This is a genomic window from Streptomyces sp. NPDC015171 (assembly GCF_043079545.1).
Taxonomy (GTDB): domain Bacteria; phylum Actinomycetota; class Actinomycetes; order Streptomycetales; family Streptomycetaceae; genus Streptomyces.
Genome location: NZ_JBIBUO010000024.1, coordinates 45539 through 70343 on the forward strand (window position 1 = coordinate 45539; position 24805 = coordinate 70343).

24 protein-coding genes and 1 pseudogene are annotated in these 24805 nt (G+C 70.4%); 16 read left to right on the forward strand and 9 right to left on the reverse strand.

Going from position 1 to position 24805, the window contains the following annotated elements:
• Positions 1-22 precede the first annotated feature (22 nt).
• On the forward strand, positions 23-1072 hold the full coding sequence (locus ACF073_RS37515) for a zinc-dependent alcohol dehydrogenase family protein (protein ID WP_392075977.1): 1050 nt from the start codon (positions 23-25) through the stop codon (positions 1070-1072).
• A gap of 22 nt (positions 1073-1094) precedes the next feature.
• On the opposite strand, the gene ACF073_RS37520 is transcribed toward ACF073_RS37515, so the two are convergent.
• Both ACF073_RS37520 and ACF073_RS37525 read right to left on the reverse strand, forming a co-directional pair.
• Positions 1095-2471 carry a CoA transferase gene (locus ACF073_RS37520; RefSeq protein WP_392075978.1) on the reverse strand — a complete coding sequence of 459 codons (1377 nt, stop codon included), beginning with the start codon at positions 2469-2471 and terminating at the stop codon, positions 1095-1097.
• Positions 2472-2560: 89 nt separating this feature from the next.
• Positions 2561-4096, reverse strand: coding sequence for a S8 family serine peptidase (locus tag ACF073_RS37525; protein ID WP_392075979.1), 1536 nt, complete (start codon positions 4094-4096; stop codon positions 2561-2563).
• A 347-nt stretch (positions 4097-4443) separates the two neighbouring features.
• On the opposite strand from ACF073_RS37525, the gene ACF073_RS37530 reads away from it, so the two are divergent.
• From ACF073_RS37530 to moaA, 3 genes are all read left to right on the forward strand, one after another.
• Positions 4444-4800 carry a DUF485 domain-containing protein gene (locus ACF073_RS37530; RefSeq protein ID WP_392075980.1) on the forward strand — a complete coding sequence of 119 codons (357 nt, stop codon included), beginning with the start codon at positions 4444-4446 and terminating at the stop codon, positions 4798-4800.
• A complete protein-coding gene (locus ACF073_RS37535; RefSeq protein ID WP_392075981.1) occupies positions 4797-6422 on the forward strand; it encodes a cation acetate symporter in 1626 nt (541 codons plus the stop codon). The genes ACF073_RS37530 and ACF073_RS37535 overlap by 4 nt, the downstream gene beginning before the upstream one ends.
• A gap of 167 nt (positions 6423-6589) precedes the next feature.
• Positions 6590-7579, forward strand: a complete 990-nt coding sequence (gene moaA, locus ACF073_RS37540; RefSeq protein ID WP_392075982.1) for a GTP 3',8-cyclase MoaA — start codon at positions 6590-6592, stop codon at positions 7577-7579.
• A gap of 21 nt (positions 7580-7600) precedes the next feature.
• On the opposite strand, the gene ACF073_RS37545 is transcribed toward moaA, so the two are convergent.
• Positions 7601-7819, reverse strand: coding sequence for a hypothetical protein (locus ACF073_RS37545; RefSeq protein WP_014671880.1), 219 nt, complete (start codon positions 7817-7819; stop codon positions 7601-7603).
• A 242-nt stretch (positions 7820-8061) separates the two neighbouring features.
• On the reverse strand, positions 8062-8481 hold the full coding sequence (locus ACF073_RS37550; protein ID WP_392075983.1) for a DUF3099 domain-containing protein: 420 nt from the start codon (positions 8479-8481) through the stop codon (positions 8062-8064).
• A gap of 238 nt (positions 8482-8719) precedes the next feature.
• Here ACF073_RS37550 and ACF073_RS37555 point away from each other — a divergent pair, with 238 nt between their 5' ends.
• Positions 8720-9004: a GlsB/YeaQ/YmgE family stress response membrane protein gene (locus ACF073_RS37555; RefSeq protein ID WP_392075984.1), complete on the forward strand. Its 285-nt coding sequence runs from the start codon at positions 8720-8722 to the stop codon at positions 9002-9004.
• Positions 9005-9084: 80 nt separating this feature from the next.
• Here the strand turns inward: ACF073_RS37555 and tyrS are convergent, their stop codons facing one another.
• The 3 genes and pseudogenes from tyrS to ACF073_RS37570 form a co-directional block, all read right to left on the reverse strand.
• Positions 9085-10353, reverse strand: a complete 1269-nt coding sequence (tyrS, locus tag ACF073_RS37560) for a tyrosine--tRNA ligase (protein ID WP_392075985.1) — start codon at positions 10351-10353, stop codon at positions 9085-9087.
• Positions 10354-10409: 56 nt separating this feature from the next.
• Positions 10410-11813 carry a metallopeptidase TldD-related protein gene (locus tag ACF073_RS37565; RefSeq protein WP_392075986.1) on the reverse strand — a complete coding sequence of 468 codons (1404 nt, stop codon included), beginning with the start codon at positions 11811-11813 and terminating at the stop codon, positions 10410-10412.
• Positions 11810-12076: pseudogene (locus ACF073_RS37570) on the reverse strand (metallopeptidase TldD-related protein); the annotation flags it as partial. The pseudogene ACF073_RS37570 and the gene ACF073_RS37565, both read right to left, overlap by 4 nt.
• Before the next feature lie 341 nt (positions 12077-12417).
• Here ACF073_RS37570 and ACF073_RS37575 point away from each other — a divergent pair.
• The 5 genes from ACF073_RS37575 to ACF073_RS37595 all read left to right on the forward strand — a co-directional run bounded on the left by ACF073_RS37575 (position 12418) and on the right by ACF073_RS37595 (position 18213).
• Complete coding sequence (locus tag ACF073_RS37575) at positions 12418-13599, forward strand: helix-turn-helix domain-containing protein (RefSeq protein ID WP_392075987.1); 1182 nt, start codon at positions 12418-12420, stop codon at positions 13597-13599.
• Between the two features lie 323 nt (positions 13600-13922).
• Positions 13923-14195, forward strand: a complete 273-nt coding sequence (locus ACF073_RS37580; protein ID WP_392075988.1) for a hypothetical protein — start codon at positions 13923-13925, stop codon at positions 14193-14195.
• Between the two features lie 1083 nt (positions 14196-15278).
• Entirely contained in the window at positions 15279-16736 is a 1458-nt protein-coding gene (locus tag ACF073_RS37585) for a replication initiator (RefSeq protein ID WP_392075989.1), read from the forward strand.
• 20 nt (positions 16737-16756) lie between these two features.
• The gene (locus ACF073_RS37590; protein WP_392075990.1) at positions 16757-16918 is read left to right on the forward strand and encodes a helix-turn-helix domain-containing protein; all 162 of its coding nucleotides are present in this window, start codon (positions 16757-16759) and stop codon (positions 16916-16918) included.
• A 47-nt stretch (positions 16919-16965) separates the two neighbouring features.
• Complete coding sequence (locus ACF073_RS37595; protein ID WP_392075991.1) at positions 16966-18213, forward strand: tyrosine-type recombinase/integrase; 1248 nt, start codon at positions 16966-16968, stop codon at positions 18211-18213.
• A 60-nt stretch (positions 18214-18273) separates the two neighbouring features.
• Here ACF073_RS37595 and ACF073_RS37600 read toward each other — a convergent pair whose 3' ends face one another.
• Positions 18274-19800, reverse strand: a complete 1527-nt coding sequence (locus ACF073_RS37600) for a TldD/PmbA family protein (RefSeq protein ID WP_392075992.1) — start codon at positions 19798-19800, stop codon at positions 18274-18276.
• A gap of 239 nt (positions 19801-20039) precedes the next feature.
• Here ACF073_RS37600 and fabG point away from each other — a divergent pair, with 239 nt between their 5' ends.
• The 3 genes from fabG (at position 20040) to ACF073_RS37615 (ending at position 22067) form a co-directional block, all read left to right on the forward strand.
• Complete coding sequence (gene fabG, locus ACF073_RS37605; protein ID WP_392075993.1) at positions 20040-20744, forward strand: 3-oxoacyl-[acyl-carrier-protein] reductase; 705 nt, start codon at positions 20040-20042, stop codon at positions 20742-20744.
• 5 nt (positions 20745-20749) lie between these two features.
• Positions 20750-21517, forward strand: coding sequence for an enoyl-ACP reductase FabI (gene fabI, locus ACF073_RS37610; protein WP_392075994.1), 768 nt, complete (start codon positions 20750-20752; stop codon positions 21515-21517).
• 199 nt (positions 21518-21716) lie between these two features.
• A complete protein-coding gene (locus ACF073_RS37615) occupies positions 21717-22067 on the forward strand; it encodes a hypothetical protein (RefSeq protein ID WP_392075995.1) in 351 nt (116 codons plus the stop codon).
• Here the strand turns inward: ACF073_RS37615 and ACF073_RS37620 are convergent.
• Entirely contained in the window at positions 22045-22737 is a 693-nt protein-coding gene (locus ACF073_RS37620) for a FadR/GntR family transcriptional regulator (RefSeq protein WP_392075996.1), read from the reverse strand. The two genes, ACF073_RS37615 and ACF073_RS37620, sit on opposite strands and share 23 nt — an antisense overlap.
• Positions 22738-22818: 81 nt before the next feature.
• Here ACF073_RS37620 and ACF073_RS37625 point away from each other — a divergent pair, with 81 nt between their 5' ends.
• From ACF073_RS37625 to ACF073_RS37635, 3 genes are all read left to right on the forward strand, one after another.
• Entirely contained in the window at positions 22819-24132 is a 1314-nt protein-coding gene (locus ACF073_RS37625; RefSeq protein ID WP_392075997.1) for a CynX/NimT family MFS transporter, read from the forward strand.
• A 56-nt stretch (positions 24133-24188) separates the two neighbouring features.
• Complete coding sequence (locus ACF073_RS37630) at positions 24189-24308, forward strand: SGM_5486 family transporter-associated protein (RefSeq protein ID WP_392075998.1); 120 nt, start codon at positions 24189-24191, stop codon at positions 24306-24308.
• Between the two features lie 287 nt (positions 24309-24595).
• Positions 24596-24802, forward strand: coding sequence for a hypothetical protein (locus tag ACF073_RS37635; protein ID WP_392075999.1), 207 nt, complete (start codon positions 24596-24598; stop codon positions 24800-24802).
• Positions 24803-24805 lie beyond the last annotated feature (3 nt).

Below are 24805 nucleotides of genomic sequence, written 5' to 3' on the forward strand. Positions count from 1 at the left end.
GAGCACGAGAAGGATCCTCGCCATGCGCGCCACCACCATCCACGCCCCGTACGACATGCGCGTGGAGGACGTCCCCGAACCCCTGGTGCAGCTGCCCACCGACGCCGTCGTACGGGTGCTGCGGGCCTGCATCTGCGGCAGCGACCTGTGGGCCTACCGCGGCGAGGCGGCCCGGCAGCCGGGGCAGCGCATCGGGCACGAGTTCCTCGGGATCGTGGAGGAGACCGGCTCCGAGGTGGGCACCGTCGCGCGCGGCGACCTGGTGGTCGCGCCCTTCATGTGGTCCGACGGCGTCTGCGACTACTGCCGCGAGGGCCTGACGACGTCCTGCGAGCACGGCGGCTTCTGGGGCTCCGTCGGCTACGACGGCGGCCAGGGCGAGGCCGTCCGCGTGCCGTTCGCCGACGGCACCCTGGTGGGGCTGCCCAAGGACGCCGCCTCCGACGACCACCTGCTGTCCGCCCTGCTGACCCTCTCCGACGTCCTCGGCACCGGCCACCACGCCGCCCTCGGCGCGGGCGCCCGGCCCGGCGCCACGGTCGCGGTCGTCGGTGACGGCGCGGTCGGCCTGTGCGCCGTGCTCGCCGCCAAGCGGCTCGGCGCCGAGCGGATCATCGCGCTCGGCCGGCACGAGGCGCGCACCGACATCGCGCGTCGCTTCGGCGCCACCGACGTCGTCGCCGAGCGCGGGGACGCGGCCGTCGCGGCCGTGCGCGAGCTGACCCGCGGGCAGGGCGCCCACGCCGTCGTGGAGGCGGTCGGCACCGAGCAGTCCATGCGGACGGCCGTCGACATCACCCGCGACGGCGGCGCCATCGGCTTCGTGGGCGTGCCCCACGGCAGCGGCACCGGCCTGGACCTCAGCGTGATGTTCGACCGGAACATCGCCCTGCGCGGCGGCGTCGCCCCGGTCCGCGCCTACATCCCCGACCTGCTGCCCGACGTGCTCGACGGCACGATCGACCCGTCGCCGGTGTTCGACCTGACCGTGGACATCGAGGGTGTACCGGCCGGCTACAAGGCGATGGACGAGCGCACCGCCCTGAAGGTGCTCGTCACCAACAACGGCTGACCCGCGGCCCCTCGCTGCTCGCTCACCGCCACTCGGGCCGGTCCGACCCCCAGGGCACCGGCTGCCGCGCCCAGTCCGCCGGTCCGCCCGTGAAGGAGACGGCGGGCCGGGCGTACCGAAGGCGGCCCAGGGGACCGTCCGCCTCGGCCAGCCAGGCCGCCGGACCCGGGTACGGGGTGCCGTCGGCCGGCGCCGGGGGGATGCCGTCCGTCAGCCAGCGGGCGGTCCGGGCCAGCGCCAGCCGGACCAGCCGGCTGCCGCCGTCGTACGACTGCTCGGTCAGCGCCCGCAGCACGGCGGCGGCCAGCAGATAGCCCGTGCCGTGGTCAAGCGCCTGCGCGGGCAGCGCCCCCGGCCGCTCCGCCGTGCCCTCGGCGGCCGCGATGCCGGTCGCGACCTGCACCAGGCTGTCGAAGCCGCGCCGCCCGCCCCACGGCCCGTACGCGCCCCACGCCGACACCTGCGCCACGACCAGGCCGGGGTGCCGCTCGGCCAGCGCCCGCGGGGCGAGCCCGAACCGGTCGAGGGCGCCCGGGCGGTACCCGGTCACCACGACGTCGGCGGTGCCCAGCAGCTCCTCGAAGGTGTCGCGGTCCGCGGCCAGGTCGAGCGCGGCGGACCGTTTGCCGACGCCCGTGTCGGCGTGCTGGTCCGCCAGCTCCGGCAGCCAGGGCGCGTCGAGGCGCAGGACGTCGGCGCCCAGCAGGGCCAGTGTCCGGGTGGCGACCGGGCCCGCCAGCACCCGGGTGAGGTCCAGGACGCGCAGCCCGGCGGCGGGCAGCAGGGGAGCGGCGCCCGGGTCCAGGGGCGGCAGCACGCGCGCGGGTGCCGCGTCCAGCCGTGCGCGCTCGACCAGGGGCCGCGCGGCCACCTCGGCGGCCTGCGGGTGCCTGCGCCACTCCCCGGGGGTGCGCAGGGCCACGGCCAGGCCGCCGACGCTCTGGACGGCCTCCTCGGTCTCCACCGCGGAACGCGCGGCGAGCCGGCCGGCGACCTCGTCCGCCGAGGCGTTCGCCGGAAGGCCGAGCGCGCCCAGCAGCCGGGTCCGGTGGTGCGGGTAGTTGGCGTGGGTGCGCACCCAGCCGTCGGCCGTGCGCCAGAACCGCGACAGCGGCGCGAAGGTGTCCGGCGTCCGGCCGTCGACCCGCAGGAGCCGCTCGCTGTGGAAGGCCGTGGCGACCGCCCCGTCGTCCACGGTGACCGCCGGCACCTCGGCGAGCCCCGCCCGCCGCGCCCCCAGTTCGGCGCCGGCCAGCGCGCACGCCGCCACGCACGCGCGTGCCAGCTCGCGTACCGGCAGTACCGCACCGAGCGTGTCCCGGCGTACGACGGCCGAGACCCGCGGTAGGAGACCGGGCGCTCCGCCGACGGCGCCCCACGCGACATTGATTGCAGTCATGACTTCACTATGCAGTATTGATTCAATCAACACTGCATAGTGAAGTCCCCCCCGGCTTCACGGAAGGAAGGGTCTGAGCCCGATGTCCGCTACTTGACCGCGCGCAGCGCGTCGACGATGCCGGAGCCGTAGAAGCCGTTGACCCGCTTGCCGCCGACGCAGGTCGCGTCCACGACGCCGTCCCCGTCACCGTCGTACGGCTCGGCCGGGCAGCCCGGGTTGTCCGCCTGGGCCTTCAGCAGCGCCTGCAGCTGGGCCGGAGTGGCATGCGGGTGGGCCGACTTGAGCAGCGCGGCCACCGCGGCCACGTGCGGGGAGGCCATCGAGGTGCCCTGGAGGAAGCCGTACTGGTCGTTCGGGAGCGTGGACAGGATGCGGCCGTTCTTCGACGGGGTGTCCGGGATCTGGAACCGGTCGCCGCCCGGCCCCGCCACGTCGACCGCGCCCTTGCCGTAGCTGGAGTAGTAGGCCTTGGCGCCCTTCACGCCGACCGCGCTCACGGTCACCACGCCGGGCAGCTGGGTCGGCACGTCGAAGCATGTGTGCGGGTCGATCGTGCGGGTCTGGGCCGTGGAGTCGTCGGGGCTGGAATCGTCCACGATTGCGTCCGCGTCGAGGTCGTGGTTGGAGTTGCCCGCCGAGGCCACATTGAGCGTGCCCTTGCGCTGGGCGTACCGCTGGGCCCTGTTGACCGCGTCAACGATGGCGCGTTGATCGGGATCGTCCATGCAGTTGTACAGCCACGGATCAACGTAATAGCTGTTGTTGGTGATCTCGATGCCGTGGTCCGCGGCGAAGACGAACGCGCAGACCACGCTCTCCGGGTAGAACAGCGACGTCGAGTCCGGCTGGGCCACCGTGATGCTCGCGACCTTCACCCCCGGCGCCACGCCGGCCACGCCGACGCCGTTGCGGGCGGCGGCTATCTCACCGGCCACATGGGTGCCGTGGTAGTGGCCGGCGTCGACCGGCCGCCACGCGCCGTAGGTGGTGTCGGCCTTGCCGCTGACGCAGTTCGCCGACTGGGACGCGGAGAAGTTCGGGGCGATGTCCGGGTGGGTGTCGTCGACGCCCGTGTCGATGACCCCGACCGTGACGTTCCTGCTGCCCGGGTTGATCTTCGCCGCCCGGTCGGCGCCGATCGCCCGCAGGTCCCACTGGTCCGCCTCCAGCGGCTCCTCGCCCGCCGCCGCGCCCGCCGTGAGCCGGGACTCCTGCGCCCGGGACAGGACCTGCACCCCGCCCTCGTCCGTCGTCCCCGCCGCGCTGAGCGGCGCGGTGCGGGTGGCGCCCGCCGAGTCGACCCCGCGCACCGCGCGCAGCCGGGCGCCGAAGTCGGGGTTGGCGGAGTGGACGACGATGACGCCGATCCTGTCGTAGACGGCCACGACCGTGCCGCCGTTGCGCGCGATGGCCCGGCGCACCGACTCGATCGTGCGTTGGTCCTTACGGGTGTTGACGACATAGGCGAGATTCGGGCCGTCCGCCGCCCGTGCGGCCGCACCCGCGGGCGGCGCGGTGGGCGCGGCCGCGGCCACCGACGGCAGGAAACCGAGCGAGGCGGTCAGCGACAGCACGACCGGCACCGCGAGCGCGAGCCGCCGTCTGGAGCGCAGATGAGCCATGGGATCTCCACATCATCCGGATACCGAACCGCCCGGACACAGGTCGTGTTCGGGCAGGTACATGACGGGTGGTGCAGGCCGAAGCTATCTTCCGCGCCGGATCTCCGAAAGAGCCCGGCGCACTTGCGCCGTACGAGCCCCGCCCTCGCTCCCGAAACAGTCGGGCCGACTTGAACCGCTCCGCGCGTGGCGCCGTGACCGTGATCAGGGGGCCCAGCAGGATCGTGGGACCCCCGGGAATCACGTACGGGATCCATTCAGTGACGCCCGGTCACGTGGTCCCTGTCCTGCCAGGTCAGAAACGCGCATGCCCGTCACACCGTATGCCCGTCACACGAGGAGAGTCCGTGGCCACCGAGACACCGCCCCCCGCGACACCGGGGGCTCCACTTCCCTCCACCGAGGAGTTCACCGAGGTGCAGCAGAGCGCGGAGTTCGGTGAACTGCGCCGCTCCTACCGCTCCTTCGCCTTCCCGCTGACCATCGCCTTCATCGCCTGGTACCTGCTGTACGTCCTGCTCTCCAACTACGCAGGCGGCTTCATGGGCACCAAGGTGGCCGGCAACATCAACGTCGCCCTCGTCCTGGGCCTCGCCCAGTTCCTCACCACGTTCCTGATCGCCTGGTGGTACGCGCGGCACGCCGCCGCCCGGCTCGACCCGCAGGCCGAGGCCATCAAGTCCCGGATGGAGGGCGGAGCATGACCCCCGTGCAGCACACCCTGCTGGCCGCCGGCGAGGCGAGCGAGCACCGGACGCTGATCGTCACCCTGTTCGCCGTGTTCGTCGCCGCGACCCTCGTCATCACGGTCTGGGCGGGCCGCCAGACCAAGGACGCCGCCGACTTCTACGCCGGCGGGCGGCAGTTCACCGGCTTCCAGAACGGCCTCGCCGTCTCCGGCGACTACATGTCCGCCGCGTCCTTCCTCGGCATCGCCGGCGCCATCGCCCTCTTCGGATACGACGGCTTCCTGTACTCCATCGGCTTCCTCGTCGCCTGGCTCGTCGCCCTGCTCCTGGTCGCCGAGCCGCTGCGCAACTCCGGCCGCTACACGATGGGCGACGTCCTCGCCTACCGGATGCGCCAGCGCCCCGTCCGCACGGCCGCCGGCACCTCCACGATCGTCGTCTCGATCTTCTACCTGCTGGCCCAGATGGCCGGCGCCGGCGTCCTGGTCTCCCTGCTCCTCGGCATCACCAGCGACGGCGGCAAGATCGGCATCGTCGCCCTGGTCGGCGTCCTGATGATCGTCTACGTCACCATCGGCGGCATGAAGGGCACCACCTGGGTGCAGATGGTCAAGGCGGTGCTCCTGATCATCGGCGCCCTGCTGCTGACCTTCCTGGTCCTGCTGAAGTTCCACTTCAACGTCTCGGACCTGCTCGGCTCGGCCGCCGACAACAGCGGCAAGGGCAGCGCGTTCCTGGAGCCCGGCCTGAAGTACGGCGCCACCGGCACCACCAAGCTGGACTTCCTCTCGCTCGGCATCGCCCTGGTCCTGGGCACCGCCGGACTGCCGCACATCCTCATCCGCTTCTACACGGTCCCCACCGCCAAGGCCGCCCGCAAATCCGTGATCTGGGCGATCGGCCTGATCGGCGCCTTCTACCTGATGACCCTCGCCCTCGGCTTCGGTGCCGCCGCACTGATCAAACCGGACGAGATCATCGCCTCCAACAAGGCGGGCAACACGGCGGCACCCCTGCTGGCGCTGCATCTGGGCGGCGTCGACTCCAGCTGGGGAGCCATCCTGCTCGCCACCATCTCCGCAGTCGCCTTCGCCACGATCCTCGCGGTCGTCGCCGGCCTGACCCTGGCCTCCTCGTCCTCGTTCGCGCACGACATCTACGCGAACGTCATCAAGAGGGGCCAGGCCACCGAGAAGCAGGAGATCGGCGCGGCCCGCTGGGCCACCGTCGGCATCGGCGCCGTCTCGATCGTCCTCGGCGCCCTGGCCCGCGACCTGAACGTGGCGGGCCTGGTGGCGCTCGCCTTCGCGGTCGCCGCCTCCGCCAACCTGCCGACCATCCTCTACAGCCTGTTCTGGAAGCGGTTCACCACCGCGGGCGCCCTGTGGTCGATCTACGGCGGCCTGGTCACCGCGGTCGGCCTGGTGCTGTTCTCCCCGGTGGTCTCCGGCAAGCCGACCTCGATGTTCCCCGACGTCGACTTCCACTGGTTCCCGCTGGAGAACCCCGGCATCATCTCCATCCCGGTCGGATTCCTGCTCGGCGTCGTGGGCACCCTGCTGTCGAAGGAGGCCCCGGACCCCGGCAAGTACGCGGAGCTGGAGGTGCGGTCCCTGACCGGCACCGGAGCGCACTGAGGATTCCTACGGGCGACCGCGCCGGCCTGGACTGTACGGTCCTACGACGCGGTCGCGCCGTACCTCGTGGGATCAGGCCGCTGTCGATGTCAGCGGGGTCACGTAGGCTCGCAGGTGACGCAGGACGCACGACACCATCGGATGACCGGGAGAGGGAGGGGGCCCACGTGCTCATCGACACCTACGGCCGGGTGGCCACCGACCTGAGGGTCTCGCTGACCGACCGGTGCAATCTGCGCTGCACCTACTGCATGCCCGAAGAGGGCCTGCAGTGGCTGGCCAAGCCCGACCTGCTCACCGACGACGAGATCGTCCGGCTCATCGACATCGCCGTGCGCACGCTCGGCATCGAGGAGGTCAGGTTCACCGGCGGCGAGCCGCTGCTGCGCCCCGGCCTGGTCGGCATCGTCGAGCGCGTCGCGGCCCTCTCCGCGCGACCGCGGATGTCCCTCACCACCAACGGCATCGGCCTCAAGCGCACCGCGGCCGCCCTGAAGACGGCCGGCCTCGACCGGGTCAACGTCTCCCTGGACACCCTCCGCCCCGAGATCTTCAAGATCCTCACCCGCCGCGACCGCCACCAGGACGTGCTCGACGGCCTCCGGGCCGCCCACGAGGCCGGTCTCACCCCGGTCAAGGTCAACTCGGTCCTGATGCCGGGCCTGAACGACGACGAGGCCCCCGATCTGCTCGCCTGGGCGGTGGAACACGACTACGAGCTGCGCTTCATCGAGCAGATGCCGCTGGACGCCCAGCACGGCTGGAAGCGCGAGGGCATGGTCACCGCGGGGGACATCCTGGCCTCCCTGCGCACCCGCTTCGACCTCGCCCCCGAGGGGACGGGCGAGCGCGGCTCGGCACCGGCGGAGCGCTGGCTGGTGGACGGCGGCCCGCACCGGGTCGGCGTGATCGCCTCGGTCACCCGGCCGTTCTGCGCGGCCTGCGACCGCACCCGGCTCACCGCCGACGGCCAGATACGGACCTGTCTGTTCGCCACCGAGGAGACCGACCTCCGCGCGGCCCTGCGCTCGGGCGCCCCGGACGAGGAGATCGCCCGGATCTGGCGGCTGGCGATGTGGGGCAAGAAGGCGGGCGCGGGCCTGGACGACCCGTCGTTCGTGCAGCCGGACCGGCCCATGTCGGCGATCGGCGGCTAGGCCCCCTCGGCGGGCCCCCGGCTAGGCCCCCTCGGCCGCCCGCCACTCGTCGAACGCCACGACGTCCTTCAGGAACCCCCGGACTCCGAGGAACTGCGACAGGTGCTCGCGGTGCTCCTCGCAGGCCAGCCATGTCTTGCGCCGCTCCGGCGTGTGGACCTTCGGGTTGTTCCACGCCAGCACCCACACGGCGGCGGCGCGGCAGCCCTTGGCGGAGCAGATCGGGGTCTCGTCACTCACGGCTACGTCTCGGATCCGTCTCACGAAAGGGGGCAAACATGGCGACGCCGGGCAGCCACGGGGGGAGCTGCCCGGCGTCGGTCCGTCGCTCCGACGGGGGATGCGGAGCGCGTACGCAGTATGTCACGGGTACCCCATCGCCCGGCACTGGAACAGCAGGATTGATCTGAGCTTTTCTTGAGCTTGCCGCGAGGCCACGTTCCGCTTTCCCCGCGTCCACCGCGCTCGGACCGGGGCGGGGCTCAGACCGGGTCGGGGTGTTCACCGCGCACTCCGGCCGACGGATTCGTCGGCACGTCCTCCGGCGCGGACTCAGGCGTCGACTCCCGTGCCCGGTCGGCCCGTTCGTCCCCGGCCGCCGGGGGCGTGATCATCGGGCGCATCGGCGCGGTGACGAAGGTGGACGGGAGCGACGGCGGCCTCTCGCGGCCCGCGTTGGCGACCACCACGGCGATATAGGGGAGGAGCGCACCGAGCACCAGCGCGACGATGGCGACGTACCGCTCGACGTTCCACAGCGAGACCGCGAGGATCACCGACAGGGTGCGGACCGACATCGAGATCACGTACCGCCGCTGCCGGCCCCGGACGTCCTCGGCGAGCCCGGTCCGGGCACCGGTGATCCGGAACACCTGGCCGCCGCCGTGCTGTTTCCGCGTCACATTCCACCATCCGCCCGCATCGGACTCTCCCCGGCCCGCACTCTCGTCCACATCCGGCGGGGAACCGGGCCGGGACACGTTCCACGGTACGCCGCGCCCGCGCCGCCTTCGAGACCGGGGCGCCCACTGCCTGCGGCGACACGCACGGGTCGCGTACGGGGCAGCCCGACATGCGCCGTACGGCGGGCCGCACCACACTGGCCCTAATGCTCACGTCGAGCCGTACGAGGAGGCAGCCATGGGCTGGTTGTGGGCGATCATCGTGGGATTCGTGCTGGGCCTCATCGCCAAGGCGGTCATCCCGGGCAAGCAGCACAGCCCGCTGTGGCTGACCACCATCTGCGGCATGCTGGGCGCCATCGTGGGCAACGCGATCGCCCGGTCCCTCGGCGTCGCCGAGACCCGGGGAATCGACTGGAGCAGGCACGCCTTCCAGCTGGTGGCCGCGATCATCATCGTCTTCGCGGTCGACATGCTGTACATGGCGACGCTCGGCAAGAAGAAGCAGCGGGCGCGGGTCTGAGCCCCTGAAGGCTCCCCTGCAGGCAAGGGGCGCGGGGACGGCGCGACCGGCCGCCGGCTCGCCCCACGCCCCTCCTGGGCTCAGGCGCCCACGACCTCCACGGCGGCCAGGTTCTTCTTCCCGCGCCGCAGCACCAGCCACCGCCCGTGCAGCAACTCCTCGCCGCCCGGGACGGCGTCCTCCGCGGTGACCTTCACGTTGTTCACGTAGGCCCCGCCCTCCTTCACCGTCCGGCGGGCGGCCGACTTGCTCGCCACCAGACCGACCTCGGCGAGCAGGTCGACCACCGGAGCCAGCTCGGCGACCCGGACGTGCGGCACCTCGGAGAGGGCCGCCGCCAGCGTCCGCTCGTCCAGCTCCGCCAGCTCGCCCTGGCCGAACAGCGCCTTGGACGCGGCGATCACCGCGGCAGTCTGGCCCTCGCCGTGCACCAGCGTCGTCAGCTCCTCGGCGAGCGCGCGCTGCGCGGCACGGGCCTGCGGACGCTCCTCGGTCTGCCGCTCCAGCTCCTCCAGCTCCTCGCGGGACTTGAAGGACAGGATCCGCATGTACTTCGAGATGTCCCGGTCGTCCACGTTCAGCCAGAACTGGTAGAACGCGTACGGCGTCGTCATGTCCGGGTCGAGCCAGACGGCGCCGCCCTCGGTCTTGCCGAACTTGGTGCCGTCCGCCTTCGTCATCAGCGGGGTCGCCAGGGCGTGCGCCTCGGCGTCCGGCTCCAGCCGGTGGATCAGGTCGAGGCCGGCCGTGAGGTTGCCCCACTGGTCGCTGCCGCCCTGCTGGAGCGTGCAGCCGTAGCGCCGGTAGAGCTGGAGGAAGTCCATGCCCTGGAGGATCTGGTAGCTGAACTCGGTGTAGCTGATGCCCTGGTCGGACTCCAGGCGGCGGGCCACGGAGTCCTTCGTCAGCATCTTGTTGACCCGGAAGTGCTTGCCGATGTCCCGCAGGAACTCGATCGCGGAGAGGTTCGCGGTCCAGTCGAGGTTGTTCACCATGACCGCGGCGTTCTCACCCTCGAAGGACAGGAACGGCTCGATCTGGGCGCGCAGCCTGCCCACCCAGCCGGCCACCGTCTCCGGGTCGTTCAGCGTGCGCTCGGCGGTGGGGCGCGGGTCGCCGATCAGCCCCGTCGCCCCGCCGACCAGCGCCAGCGGCCGGTGCCCCGCCTGCTGGAGGCGCCGCACCGTGAGCACCTGCACCAGATGTCCCACGTGCAGCGACGGCGCCGTCGGGTCGAAACCGCAATAGAACGTGACGGGACCGTCCGCGAGCGCCTTGCGCAGTGCGTCTTCGTCGGTGGACAGGGCGAACAGCCCGCGCCACTTCAGCTCGTCGACGATGTCCGTCACGGTTCTCGTGTCTCCTCGGTGATCATGGGGCGGTCGGGTGACAGCCGCCTACGAGGTTATACGCCCTGGCTGACAGAGCTCATGTTGAAATCGGGGACGCGCAGCGCGGGCATCGCGGCCCGGGTGAAGTAGTCGCTCCACTCGCGCGGCAGCGTCCGCTCCGTGCGCCCGGCCTCCGTGGCCCGCCCCAGCAGGCTCACCGGCGACTCGTTGAACCGGAAGTTGTTCACCTGCCCGGTCACCTCGCCGTTCTCCACGAGGTAGACGCCGTCCCGGGTCAGGCCGGTGAGCAGCAGCGTCGCCGGGTCGACCTCGCGGATGTACCACAGGCAGGTCAGCAGCAGCCCCCGCTCGGTGGCCGCGACCATCTCCTCCAGCGAGCGGTCCTCGCCGCCGTCCAGGATCAGGTTCCCGAGCGCCGGGGCGAGGGGCAGCCCGGTCAGACCCGCGCTGTGCCGGGTCGTGGTCAGATGCTCCAGCACACCCGCGCCGATCCAGTCGGTGGGACGGGCCGGCAGCCCGTTGTCGAACACGGACTGGTCCCCTCCGGAGGAGTGGGCGACCACGAAGGGCGCGCACTGCAGGCCCGGCTCGTCCGGGTCGCTGCGCAGGGTCAGCGGCAGCTCGCTCAGCTTCTCGCCGATCCGGGTGCCGCCGCCCGGCTTGGAGAACACGGTCCGGCCCTCGGCCGCGTCCCGTCCCGAGGCCGACCACAGCTGGTAGATCAGCAGGTCCGCCACGGCGGTGGGCGGCAGCAGCGTCTCGTAGCGGCCGGCGGGCAGCTCCACGCGCCGCTCCGCCCAGCCGAGCCGTACGCCCAGCTCCGCGTCGAGGGCGCCCGGGTCGACGTCCTTGAAGTCCCGCGTGGACCGGCCGGCCCACGCCGAGCGGGTACGGTCCGGCGACTTGGCGTTCAGCTCCAGCGTGCCGGTGGGCTGGTCGTGCCGCAGACGCAGGCCCGTGGACGTCCCCAGGTACGTCGACACCAGCTCGTGGTTGGCGAAGCCGTACAGCTCCCGGCCGCCCGCACGCGCGCGTGCGAAGGCCTCGCCGAGCGCCGGGGCGAAGTCGGTGAACACGGCGGAGGAGGTCTCGGCGGGCGCGTCCGTGAAGTCCGAGGACTGCGGCACCCCGGCGACCAGCGGCTGCGCGTCCTCGGCGGGCCCGGCGGCGCGCGCGGCGGCCTCCGCGGCCCGCACCAGCGGCTCCAGCTCCCCGGCGGTGACCGCGGAGCGGGACACGACACCGGAGGCGGTGCCCTGCGTGCCGTCCACGGTCGCGATCACGGTGAGCGTACGGCCGCGCGTCACGCCGTTGGTGGTGAGCGCGTTGCCGGCCCAGCGCAGGTTGGCCGTGGAGTGCTCGTCGGCGATGACGACACAGCCGTCGGCCCGGGACAGCGCGAGGGCCTGCTCGACGATCTCGTGCGGCTTGTTCGCCTTGGTGGTGGGCGCGCTCATCGGCCGGCCTCCTGCGTGGTGTTCAGAATGTTGACGCCCTTGAAGAGGGCGGACGGACAGCCGTGGGACACCGCGGCGACCTGGCCCGGCTGGGCCTTGCCGCAGTTGAAGGCGCCGCCGAGGACATAGGTCTGCGGTCCGCCGACGGCGGCCATCGACCCCCAGAAGTCCGTGGTCGTGGCCTGGTAGGCGACGTCCTTCAGCTGCCCGGTGATCCGCCCGTTCTCGATCTTGAAGAAGCGCTGGCCGGTGAACTGGAAGTTCACCGCAGGGTCAGGGGGCATACGTCTCTGAACGGCGTTTGTGCAGGTCAGGCGGCTATTCAAGGTCTGCCCTCAATCCCTGTTCATACGGGGTGAAACCGGACTGTACGGGGTCTGGTGATGACCTGGTGTCGACCTCCAGGATCCGCCTCGGGGCTGCCTGACGCGGGTCCTGGAGGCTGGCTCCAGATCGGATCCGAGACTACCCACCGGTCAGTGGACTGGGGATGCCAATATCGCCCTGACCTGAGGTTCCCCCTTGCCGTACGAGATCGCTCCCAGGGGGAGTGATGGGCGGGGAAGGTCGCACGGATAGGCGCCGTGCGCCGTACGCTCGAATCATGAGCGCCGAGATTGGCAAGCGGCTTCAGGAAGTGCGCAAGCGACGTGGACTGACGCAGCGTCAGCTAGCTAGTGAGTCCGGCGTGTCCCTGTCCTTGATCCGGAAGCTGGAACAAGGGGAGCGGGCTGACACACGCCTGGAGACTGCGCGACGGCTGGCGCAGGCCCTGCGAGTGCCTACGACGAACCTCGTTGCTGATCATGAGGACGATCCCGAGACGGCGCCTGGCGCCGATGATCGTTGGGAGGCTGTCCGGCGTGCGCTCGTGGCGCCGGTGCGGGCGGACGGTGTGACGGAAGAGCCGACCGTGGGCGGTGTTCGGGACGCGCTGGAATCAGCCCTGCCGCTCTTCTCCGGTGATCGTTTCGCAGAGCTGAGTGTGATCCTTCCGCCCCTGCTGCGGGATGCTGATCTGATCGCCGAGAGTGGCCCGGAGGGGCGGGCCGTACGTGTCCGGCTCTCACAGCTCACAGGCTGGCTGCTCACACAGACTCGGCAGTTCGAGGCGGCCGACATCGCTCTGTCCCGGTCGCTGGAGGAGTCGTCGGATCGGCTTCAGGCGGCGGCGACAGTGAGCACACAGTGCTGGCTCTTGCTGCGGCGCGGTCGGCTGTCTGAGGCGCGGGAGCTGGCAACGCGGTGGGCTGATGAGGTCGAGCCTCGTATTTCGCGGGCGACCCCGGCGGAGCTGAGCGCCTGGGGCTGGCTGCTGCTCCGGGCCTCCGCTGCTGCGATCCGGGACAACCGGTCGGGGGAGGCTGAAGACGCGTTGCGCTACGCCAACTCGGCGGCGGTCGCGATGGGGCGGGAGTTCGCTCCACGCGACGACTTCTTGCAGGCGTTCGGGCCGGTCACGGTGGCTCTGAAGCGGGCCGAGAATGCCATGATCGTCGACAAGCCGGACCTGGTGCTCAAGCTCTCGAAGCGCATCCCGACCAGCGGCATGCGACCCACCTCCAACAACCGCAACCGTCACCTCCTGGACGTGGCGGAGGCGCATGCCCGCTCGCGGGACTACGCGAAGACGGTTGAGGTCTTGCAGGGCATCCGCGCGGACGCTCCACAGTGGCTGCCTAACCAACGCTACGCGCGGGACATCTTCGGCCGAGTGATCGCGCGTCGGCGCACCCTCACGCAGGAGATGCGCGACCTGGCTGACGCGATCGGCGTGCTGGTGTGACTCGGTGTGGCACTTCGGGATGGCCCGCCATCAAAGTGCCATTGAGGTGTGTTCCTGCCGTTACATAGCGTCATATGCATGGCGACCCGAGGTAGAGCAGCAGAGACAGCTGTCCGTGAGCGCATGACCACGGTCGATGCCGACGCGCGTCAGTGGGAGTACACGACCTACGCCCCAGCCGGTGAAACGTGCCCGGCATGCGGTGTGCCGATCAAGAGTCTTGAGAGCTGCCGCCGGGCGATGCTGTCCCGCCGGGACTCCTCTCCGATCGTGGCCTACTGGCACACGGCTTGCGCACCGAAGGGGGCGGGGCAGTGATCCCCATGGAGATCTACAAGAGCAGCAAGAAGGCCGCTGCTGACGCGCATGAGGTGCTGTGTCAGGCACTGCTGGCGATCGGGATTCCGAAGCGGGATCTTGGCTGGCTGGCTCCGCGTATTGCGCCGGACGGGCGTCCGATGGTGGCCTTGGGGACGTGGAACGCTGACGTGGTGCAGAAGGTGGCGGCGCATCTGCTGGCGTCACCTGCGCACGTTCAGACGGCGTCGGACGGCCGTGTCATGACCGATCACACCTGTGTGAGTCGCGAGGAATAGACCCCGGCTCGCTGAGGACGGCGAATCAAGCTCAGCGAGTCGGCTGCCCCGTCTGTGCGTCTCCCCCGGCGCATGGGCGGGGCTCTCTGTTGTCTGGGCCTTGGTGAGGTGATCGTGCGCTGTGGGCACGCCGCCGGCCGGAGAGGATTTTGGGCTGGAGCTGCCATGGGGCGAGTGAACAGGGGGCCTTACGCTCGCCAGCGGATCGGGCAGTCTTTGGGACCTGCCCGCAATAGCCCGATCGGCTCCCTGTTCCTCGAGGCTCGGCCCCATGGTGGCTGCCTAAAATCCTCGGAGGCCGTCGGCCCCAGCCACAGAGGGTTGCGCGGTGGGGCCTGTTCTGGGGCACGGAGGTGAGCGCGCTGGCCGTAGCGGGCCTGATGCTGGCCGGTGATCACCGTAGGCCGGATCGGCGCTGTGGGCGTCTGGAGGGCGTGAGCCACGGTGCATGAGTCCCCGGGGACGGGGCTGGCAAGGTGTCCTGTGAGGAACTGGCTCGCGCTCTCAGGTCGCCTGGTGTGCGCCGGGGCGGCGGCGCCCCGGACCGGACCGGCCGAAGGCCGCATGCCGGGCCGGGGTGCGGCAAGCCGCCCCGGCGGCGCGCGCCGAAGGCGCGCGCCTGGAGGAAGTGAAGACAGATTCCGACACCTGCCCTGCACCGCTGCCGCTCCCGCTTCCCGGTGCGCGCATGAGCCGGGGCGCAACCGGCTGACCAGGCTCCCCAGGCAACCCGGTACGGTCCCCACGGGGCCTTCTCCGGCCGCGCCTCAAGTGCTCTGCCTGCGGCGGTAATTCGTTGGCGTCCCCGGGGTGCCTCTGGGATCATGGGCGTTCGAGCGACGAGCCTTCTTTCAGCGAATCTCAGACACAGACATAGACACAGACTTTCTTCAGCAGATACCACGCCTTCAGCCTTCTTCTGCCTTCTCTGTCTTTGTTCTCTCTCACGCTGCCTCGACACACGCTCTCATCTCTGACTCTGCATCAATTCATACCAAGCCAAAGCCGAGGAGATTTCAGACATGACTTACGCCTACGCCTCTGCTCGCGCTCCTCCCTGTCCATCCGTTTTGGAGGTGCCCTGTGTTCAACGCCTCGCACGAGGTGACCGCTTCGAATATCCGCTCCGCTGAGCTGGAGCGTGAAAAGCGTCCGCTGATGCTCTCCGATGCCGATCGGGACATCATCCGTCTGGCAAACGACCCCCTGTTCCCGCGCTGGCTGGAGCAGATCAAGGCCATTGGGGGTTGTGCCCATCCGATCTATCTGTCCGGCTCCACAGTCACCCGCGATGCGCTGACGGGTGAGCTGATCTCTTCCTATTCGACTGCCGGGGAGCCGGGTGAGCGGCTGGCTGTGCGCTGCCGCAACCGCCGGACGTCGGTCTGTGAGCCGTGCTCCTACCTGCATGCGGGCGACACCTATCAGTTGATCCGCGCGGGCCTGACCGGTGGCAAGAACGTGCCCGATGCTGTGCGCGATCAGCCCCGCTTGTTCGTCACGTTGACGGCGCCCTCATTCGGGTCGGTCCATCGCTTCCTCGATGGTGAGCGGTGCCGACCGCGCCGGGACGGCGGAGAGTGCGAACACGGGCGCCCGGTCGGCTGCGGCCTGGTGCACACCGAGGATGACACGGCGCTGGGCCGTCCGCTGTGCCCGGACTGCTACGACCACGTGGCCCATGTGCTGTGGCACGCGCACGCCGGGCGCCTGTGGGACCGGTTCACCACCGCCGTACGGCGTCACCTCGCCTCCGCCGCAGGGATCCCGCGCTCCAAGCTCCGTGACCACCTGGTGGTGTCCTTCGCAAAGGTCGCCGAGTACCAAAAGCGCGCAGCCATCCACTTCCACGGGGTGGTACGCCTCGATGGTCCGGCAGGTCCCGGCGACCCTTCCCCCGACTGGGCCACGGCCGAACTACTCACCGACGCCGTACACACGGCTGCCGCATCGGCGAACGTACGCGTCCCGGAATCGGACGCCTACGGAACCGAACTCCTCTCCTTCGGCGCACAGTTGGCCGTACGGCCCGTCTGGTCCTTCGCCGACGACGAGGGGCCCACCGATGACGCGGTCGCTGCCTACGTGGCCAAGTACGTCTCCAAGGGAACGGCCGAAACCGGCGCCGGACTGGACTACCGCGTCACCAGCCTGGACGACATCCATGCAGCCGTCGTCACATCGCACGTGGGGGCCTTGATGGCTACGTGCTGGCGCCTGGGTGGCCTGCCGGAACTGGAACACCTCCGGCTGCGCTCCTGGGCTCACACGCTCGGCTACCGGGGCCACATCCTCACCAAAACCCGTCGCTACTCCACTACGTACACGGCCCTTCGCGAGGAACGGGCCGAGTACCGGCGTGGCGATACGGGGCCGACCGGCAGTCCTGCCGTCGTCACGGACTCGAACTGGCGCTACGTCGGCTCCGGCTACACCGCCGGCGCTGCCCTGGTCGCTGCCGGAATTGCAGAAGACCACGTCATGAGCCGCCAACTGGCCCGGGAAGCGATAGAGGACGAGGGGCGGGGGTGGGAGCTGTGAGGGGTGGCAGCAACCTGCTCATGACGCCGGACGAAGCGGCGGCAGAACTCGGCGTGACGAAGCGCGTCCTCATGGACTCGTACCGGCGATGGGGCATCCCGTTCCTCAAGGTCGGCAAGCATGTCCGGTTCCGAACTCGTGATCTGCACAACTGGGTTGAAGGGCGCATGCAGCAGGGATAGGCTGACGATCAGTCACCAACCAATCAACATGTGAAGGGTTAACGCGCGTGGCGACCATCAAGAAGGAAGACTGCTCCTGCCCCCGGCGCAAGAAACCCACGTGCCCTCACAAGCCGTACCGGGTGACGTACCGGGAGCCCGGGGGTAGGGCAGGCAAGCCCCGACAGGTGTCCTTCAAGAAGCTCGAAGATGCGGAAGCGTTCGCGGTCAAGGTCGAGCGGGACAAGGACTTGGGGACCTACATCAACCCCAAGGCGGGACAGCGGACGTTCGAGCAGGTGTGGCACGAGTGGGTTGAGGCGGGAACTCTGGAAGAGTCCTCAAAGAGGAATTACCAGAGCGTCTATGACAACCACTACGGCCCCTTCTTCGGGAACAAACCCATCGGCAGTATCACCCCTACGACGATTCTGGAATGGGAGGCGGACCAGAAGGAACGCGGCTACAAGGAAACTGGGATCAATGGACGCAAGAACGTCCTGTCGTCCGTTTTCAACTACGCGGTAGCCGCCGAAATCGTCGGTCGTAATCCGTGCAAGAAAGCCAATCCGCGTCGGCGCTCGGGGCAGCAACTCACCCCCGTCACCGACCAAGACATCCCGAGCATGGAAGAGGTGCTGGGAATCATCGCGGAAGCTCCGAAGCTGATCCGAGCCGGCTTCTGGGCCATGGCGGGTTGTGGCGTGCGCCCGGGGGAGGCTCTGGCGCTCTCTGACGAGTCAATGGACTGGGAGCGAAGCGTACTTGCCGTGGACCACCAGGTCTCGGCCTACGGCTGCCAAGAAATCTCCGGGTATAGGCGGGGTGTGAAGCGAGGCACGAAACATCGCGCCTTCGAACAGGCTCGAAAGACCCCAGTACCCGAATCGATCAACGAGATCTTCAATGATCACATTGACGCGTTCGGGACGTGGGGAAATCGAGGCTGGTTCTTCGAATCCCCCCGGCTGAATGACCGCCACCCGTCGTATGACTGGTTCCTGGATCAGTTCAAGGCGGCGGCCAAGCTGGCCGGGACTCCGCAGTACACCCCGAAGAGCTTCCGGCACTTCTTCGTCTCCGAGGCCATTCACGCTCAGATCCCGCTCTTCGAGGTGGCGGCGTGGGTCGGTCACCGGACCACTCGCACCACAGAGCTAGTCTACGGCCACCTCGTTCGCCGTGCCATGGACCGGGGCGCCCGCACGATGCACAACCGCCTGGGGCTCAAGCTGGAGCCGTTCAAGGGCCTCATCGTCCCGCCCTCGCTGGCGCCCTCTGAGGACGACATCGAGGACTGGGACGACGTGGCGTAGGTGGTTCGCTGTGATCGCGTGTCGACCTGGTGCAGACTTCGGGTTGAATTGGTCGCCCTGTCAGGCGCGGCCGGACTCGTTCGCAGTGTTCAGGATGTTCACACTCCGAAACATTGCGGACGGGCACCCGTGAGACACGGAAGCGACCTGCCCCGGCTGGGCCTTTCCACAGTTGAAAGCCCCTCCTAGCACGTAGGTCTGGGGTCCTCCGACAGCTTCCATGGAACCCCAGAACTGAGGGGTGACCCCCTGATATGCAAAGTCCTTGACCTGCCCCTCAAGGCGGCCGTTCCGGATCATGTATGCCCTCTGACCCGTAAACTGGAAGTTGTACCGCTGCATGTCGATCGACCAGGACCGGTCCCCGACGACATAGATGCCCCGGTCGACGCCCCCGATCAGGTCCTCGGTGGACAGCCCGGCCGGATCCGGGCGCAGCGACACGTTGGCCATGCGCTGCACCGGAACGTGGCCGGGGGAGTCGGCGTAGGCGCACCCGTTGGACCGGTCGAACCCGGTCAGCTTCGCGATCCTGCGGTCCAGCTGGTAGCCGACCAGCGTGCCGTCCTTCACCAGGTCCCAGGACTGCGCCGCGACGCCCTCGTCGTCGTACCCGATGGTCGCGAGGCCGTGCTCGGCGGTGCGGTCGCCGGTGACGTTCATCAGCTCGGAGCCGTAGCGCAGCCTGCCCAGCTGGTCGAAGGTGGCGAACGAGGTGCCGGCGTACGCGGCCTCGTAGCCGAGCGCGCGGTCCAGCTCGGTGGCGTGGCCGATGGACTCGTGGATGGTCAGCCACAGGTTGGACGGGTCGACCACCAGGTCGTACAGGCCGGGCTCCACGCTCGGCGCGCGCATCTTCTCGGCGAGCAGCTCCGGGATCCGCTCCAGCTCGGCGTCCCAGTCCCAGCCGGTGCCGGTCAGGTACTCCCAGCCGCGGCCCGCCGGCGGCGCGATCGTGCGCATCGAGTCGAACTCGCCGCTCGACGCGTCCACCGACACGGCCGTCAGCTCCGGGTGCAGCCGCACCCGCTGCTGGGTGGTCACGGTCCCCGCGGTGTCGGCGTAGAACTTGTTCTCATGCACGGTGAGCAGGGACGCGTCGACGTGGTCGACGCCCTTCGCGGCCAGCAGCCGCGCGCTCCACTCCGCCAGCAGCGCGGCCTTCTCGTCGCCCGGCACCGAGAACGGGTCGGTCTCGTACGACGAGATCCACGTCCTGTCGGCGTGCACCGGCTCGTCGGCCAGCTCCACCCGCTCGTCCGCGCCCGCCACCCTGATCACCTGCGCGGACAGCTTGGCCATGGCCACCGCCTGCGAGGCGACCCGGGCCGCGGCGTCCATGGTGAGATCCACTCCGGAGGCGAAGCCCCATGTGCCGCCGTGCACGACCCGGACCGCGTACCCGATGTCGGTGGTGTCCGACGATCCGGCGGGCCTGGCGTCCCGCAGCCGCCAGGACGCGCTGCGCACCCGCTCGAACCGGAAGTCCGCGTGCTCGGCCCCCAGCGCACGCGCGCGTGCGAGCGCGGCGTCGGCGAGGGCCCGTAGCGGAAGCGCCGTGAAGGCTTCGTCGATGGAATGAGGCACGGAGGTCTCCCTGCTGTCGTGGCCTGTCGGATCCGATCATGTCGCGGGAGCGGTCCGGGGGACCACAGGTTTGGGTCCCGGATCGGCCGTTTCTGTAGAGACCCGACAGCGACACCCCCGCGCCACTGTGGGCGCCCGATTGCCCACGGGAGCTGCGGTACCGATAGGTTTTCGATGAAGCCGCCTGTCATCCAGGTGTTCGGGCGGATCTGTCAGACCGCTATCGAAAGGGTGATCCGTTGAGCCGCTCGGTTCTCGTCACCGGAGGAAACCGGGGCATCGGCCTCGCCATCGCCCGCGCATTCGCCGACGCCGGCGACAAGGTCGCGATCACGTACCGCTCGGGTGAGCCGCCGGCCGGCTTCCTGGCCGTCAAGTGCGACATCACCGACCCGGAGCAGGTGGAGCAGGCCTACAAGGAGATCGAGGACCAGCACGGTCCGGTCGAGGTCCTGGTCGCCAACGCGGGCGTCACCAAGGACCAGCTCCTCATGCGCATGTCCGAGGAGGACTTCACCTCGGTCATCGACACCAACCTCACCGGCACCTTCCGGGTGGTCAAGCGGGCCAACCGCGGCATGTTGCGCGCCAAGAAGGGCCGCGTCGTGCTGATCTCGTCGGTGGTCGGTCTGCTCGGCTCGGCGGGCCAGGCGAACTACGCCGCCTCCAAGGCCGCCCTGGTCGGCTTCGCGCGTTCCCTGGCCCGGGAGCTGGGGTCGCGCAACATCACCTTCAACGTCGTCGCGCCCGGTTTCGTCGACACCGACATGACCAAGGTGCTCAGCGACGAGCAGCGCAAGAACATCGTCTCGCAGGTGCCGCTCGGCCGTTACGCGCGGCCCGAGGAGATCGCCGCGACGGTGCGGTTCCTCGCCTCGGACGACGCCTCGTACATCACTGGAGCCGTCATCCCGGTTGACGGCGGACTGGGAATGGGTCACTGATCACCATGAGCGGAATTCTTGAGGGCAAGCGCATCCTCGTCACGGGTGTGCTGCTGGAGTCGTCCATCGCCTTCCACGTCGCCAAGCTGGCCCAGGAGCAGGGCGCCGAGATCATCCTGACCGCCTTCCCGCGGCCCACGCTGACCGAGCGCATCGCCAAGAAGCTGCCGAAGCCGACCAAGGTCATCGAGCTGGACGTGACGAACGAGGAGCACCTCGCGCGCCTGGCCGACGTGGTCGGCGAGGAGCTGGGCGGCCTCGACGGCATCGTCCACTCCATCGGCTTCGCCCCGCAGGACGCGCTCGGCGGCAACTTCCTGAACACGCCGTTCGAGTCGGTGGCCACCGCCATGCACGTCTCGGCGTTCTCCCTGAAGGCGCTGACCATGGCCTGCCTGCCGCTGATGCAGAACGGCGGCTCGGTCGTCGGCCTCACCTTCGACGCCCAGTACGCGTGGCCGCAGTACGACTGGATGGGCCCGGCCAAGGCCGCCCTGGAGGCCACCAGCCGCTACATGGCGCGCGACCTGGGCAAGCAGAACATCCGCTGCAACCTCATCTCCGCGGGCCCGCTCGGCTCGATGGCCGCCAAGTCCATCCCGGGCTTCAGCGACCTGGCCGCGGTGTGGGACACCCGCTCCCCGCTGGAGTGGAACCTGGCGGACCCCGAGCCGGCGGGCCGCGGTGTCGTCGCCCTGCTGAGCGACTGGTTCCCGAAGACCACGGGCGAGATCATCCACGTCGACGGCGGACTGCACGCCATCGGCGCCTGACCTCCCGGTCGCCGCGCGCCGGCCGCCCTCGGCGGCCGATCGCGCGACAGCGCACCCGACGCCCCGTTCCCCGCCGCGCGCGGGGAGCGGGGCGTCACCCGTTCGGCCCACCGGCCGGGCCGCCCCCGCGCCCTCGGCGCACGCTGGATTACGGCGCCCCGCGCACGTCCCTCCGCAGCCCGGCCGAGGAGGTCCCCTTGTGCGTCCGTCCCGCAGCCTCGCCCCGGCGGTCCTGGCCCTGGCACTCGTGCTCTCCCTGCCGTACGACGCGCTGCCCCACGCGCGCGTGAGCGCCGGCAAGCCGCCCGCGCCGAGCCCGTTCGGCGCCTCCTGCCGTACGACGGTCAGCGGATCCCATGTGGTGGCCTACTGCCACAATCCCTATGTCGACATCGATCGCGTGCGTCTGCACATCGAGTGCGCCCGCTGGTGGGACATCGACACCGACAGCGCCCCGGTGGACGCGGGTCCCGCGCTGACCGTACGGCTCACCGGCCGGTGCTGGAAGGAAGTCCGCTCGGTCTGGATCAGCCACCAGAAGGCGCGCTGAACCGGCCCCGGTCGCACAGGAACGGATAGCTCGCGGCCTCCTGAGCCGCCGCCTCCGCGTCCCCCGCGCGGATCGCGTCCACCAGGCGCGTGTGGTCCATGTGCGTCTCCGGTGTCAGCTCCGTCCCGACGTCGGCGCGCAGCCAGTCCCGCAGCACCTCGCCCAGGTCCGCGTACATCGCCGTCATCACGTCGTTGTGGGAAGCGGCCACCACGGCGAGGTGGAAGGTGGCGTCGGCCGACACGAAGGCCTCCGTGTCGCCGGTCTCCCAGATCTCCTCGCGCCGTGCCAGCAGCGTGTCCAGCTGCTTGAGGTCCTTCTCGGTGCGCCGCTCGGCGGCCAGCTTCGCCGCGGCCGACTCCAGCGTGGCGCGCAGCTCGGCGATGTGCCGCGGGTCGGCGCCGGCGAACCGGCGGTGCATCACGCCGGCCAGTTCGCTCGTGGCCACGACATAGGTGCCCGAGCCCTGCCGGATGTCCAGCAGACCGTTGTGGGCGAGCGCGCGGACGGCCTCGCGGACGGTGTTGCGGGCGACGCCCAGCTGCTCGACCAGCTCCGGCTCCGTCGGGATGCGCGAGCCCACCGGCCACTCGCCGGAGGTGATCTGGTTGCGCAGCGCGGCGATGACCTGCTCGGACAGCGCCGAACGGCGCGGGTGGCTCAAGGGCATGGCACACCTTCGCACGGGAGGGCCGGGCCGCGGCGACCCGGGAATGGACAGGCAATCATCCTATGATTCTATGATGGGGCTATGGCGAATGAGGAGACCCGGACAGTGCAGACCCGTAAGGCGCTCTCGTCGGCCGAGCGCGGTACGGCCGACGAGAGCACACCCGAGACGGCCGCCGACGCGGGCCGCACGCGCGCGTGGACGGTCCGGCTCATGGTCGTCGGCATCGTCCTGGCCGCGCTGAACCTCCGCCCGGCCATCACGAGCCTCGGCGCGCTCCTGGAGGAGGTCCGCGACGGGCTCGGCATGAGCGGCAGCCTGGCCGGGCTGCTCACCTCCGTGCCCCCGCTGTGCTTCGCCGTCTTCGGCATCACCGCGCCCCGCCTGGCCCGCCGCTTCGGACCGGCCGCCGTGGTCTGCGCCGGCATGGCCGCGATCACCGCCGGCCTGCTCATACGCCCGTACGTCGGCAGCACGGCCGGATTCCTGGCCGCCAGCGCGCTCGCCCTGATGGGCATCGCCGTCAGCAACGTCCTGATGCCGGTCATCGTCAAGCGCTGGTTCCCCGACCGGGTCGGCTCCATGACCGGCCTGTACTCCATGGCCCTCGCCCTGGGCACCTCCCTCGCCGCCGCGGTGACCGTGCCCCTGACCGACGCCATGGGAGGCAGCTGGCAGTCCGGGCTCGCCGTCTGGGCGGTCATCGCCGCCGTGGCCGTGCTGCCCTGGGTGCCGCTGGCCCGCGAGCGCGGCACCGCGGCCGCCCCGCAGCGGGAGCCGGAGCGCGGGACGGCCCAGCAGCACGCTCCGCTGCGCATCACCCGCAGCCGCACCGCCTGGGCGCTCGCCGTCTTCTTCGGCCTCCAGGCCACCGCCGCCTACATCACCATGGGCTGGATGCCGCAGATCTTCCGGGACGCCGGCGTTCCGGCGGGCACCGCGGGCGTGCTGCTCGCCGTCACCATGGTGATGGGCGTGCCGCTGGCCTTCGTCATCCCGCGGGTCGCCACCCGGCTGCCCCACCAGGGGCCGATCGTGCTGGTCCTGGGCGCCTGCGGCCTCGCCGGATACGCCGGCCTGTACCTCGCCCCGGCCGGCGGCGCCTGGGCCTGGGCCCTGCTGCTCGGCGTCTCCAACTGCGCCTTCCCCCTCGCGCTGACCATGGTCGGCATGCGGGCCCGCAGCGGCGCGGGCGTGGCCCAGCTGTCCGCGTTCGCGCAGAGCACCGGCTATCTGATCTCCATCCCCGGCCCGCTGCTGGTCGGCGTGCTCTACCAGCAGAGCGGCGGCTGGGGGCTGCCGATCGCCCTGATGGCGGGCCTGATGGTGCCGCAGATGGCGGTGGGCTTCCTGGCGGGCCGCGCCCGGACGGTGGAGGACGAGGCGGCGCGCTGACCCGCCCGGGGTGCCCCGACGCGGCCGGACGGGGGGCGGAGTGCGAGACTGGGCGCATGCAGCCTGTGCTCGACCCGAACCCGAAGAACGGCCAGAAGAAGATGCTGCTCGTCTTCGGCTCGTTCTTCGCCATCTTCGTGATCATCGGCATCATCGCGACCATCGCGTCTCCCTGACGGTCCCGGCTTCCCTCGGTCCGGTTCCTCCGGCCGGAGAGGCCGGACCCCCAGACCCTCCAGACCAGCCGGTCCGGGCCGACGCAGTCCGTCTGGTCCGTCCGGCCCGCCCGGTTCGCCTTGTTCGTCCGGGGGATGGTGGGGCTGGCCCCACCATCCCCTAGGGGGCCAGGGTCAGGGTCAACTGGGTGGAGTTCCGGATGGGTTGGCGGCCCCGGATTCCGTAGCTTCGAGTGGTGACCGCATCAGGCGGTCACGGACCCGCGCGAAGACACCCGGAGGCGACCATGGCGGCCCGCACCCACTCCCGGCCCCACCCGGCGACCACGGGCGGCGTCCACATCCGGCTGCCCTGGTGGGCGCTCGCCCTGCCCGCCCTCGCCTTCATCGTGCTGTTCGCGCTGATACTGAACCCGTCGGACGCCCAGGCGGCGAGCGGCGACCCGGCGATCACCCACCTGCTGGAGCGCGCCCAGCAGTTCCTCGCGCGCTGACGT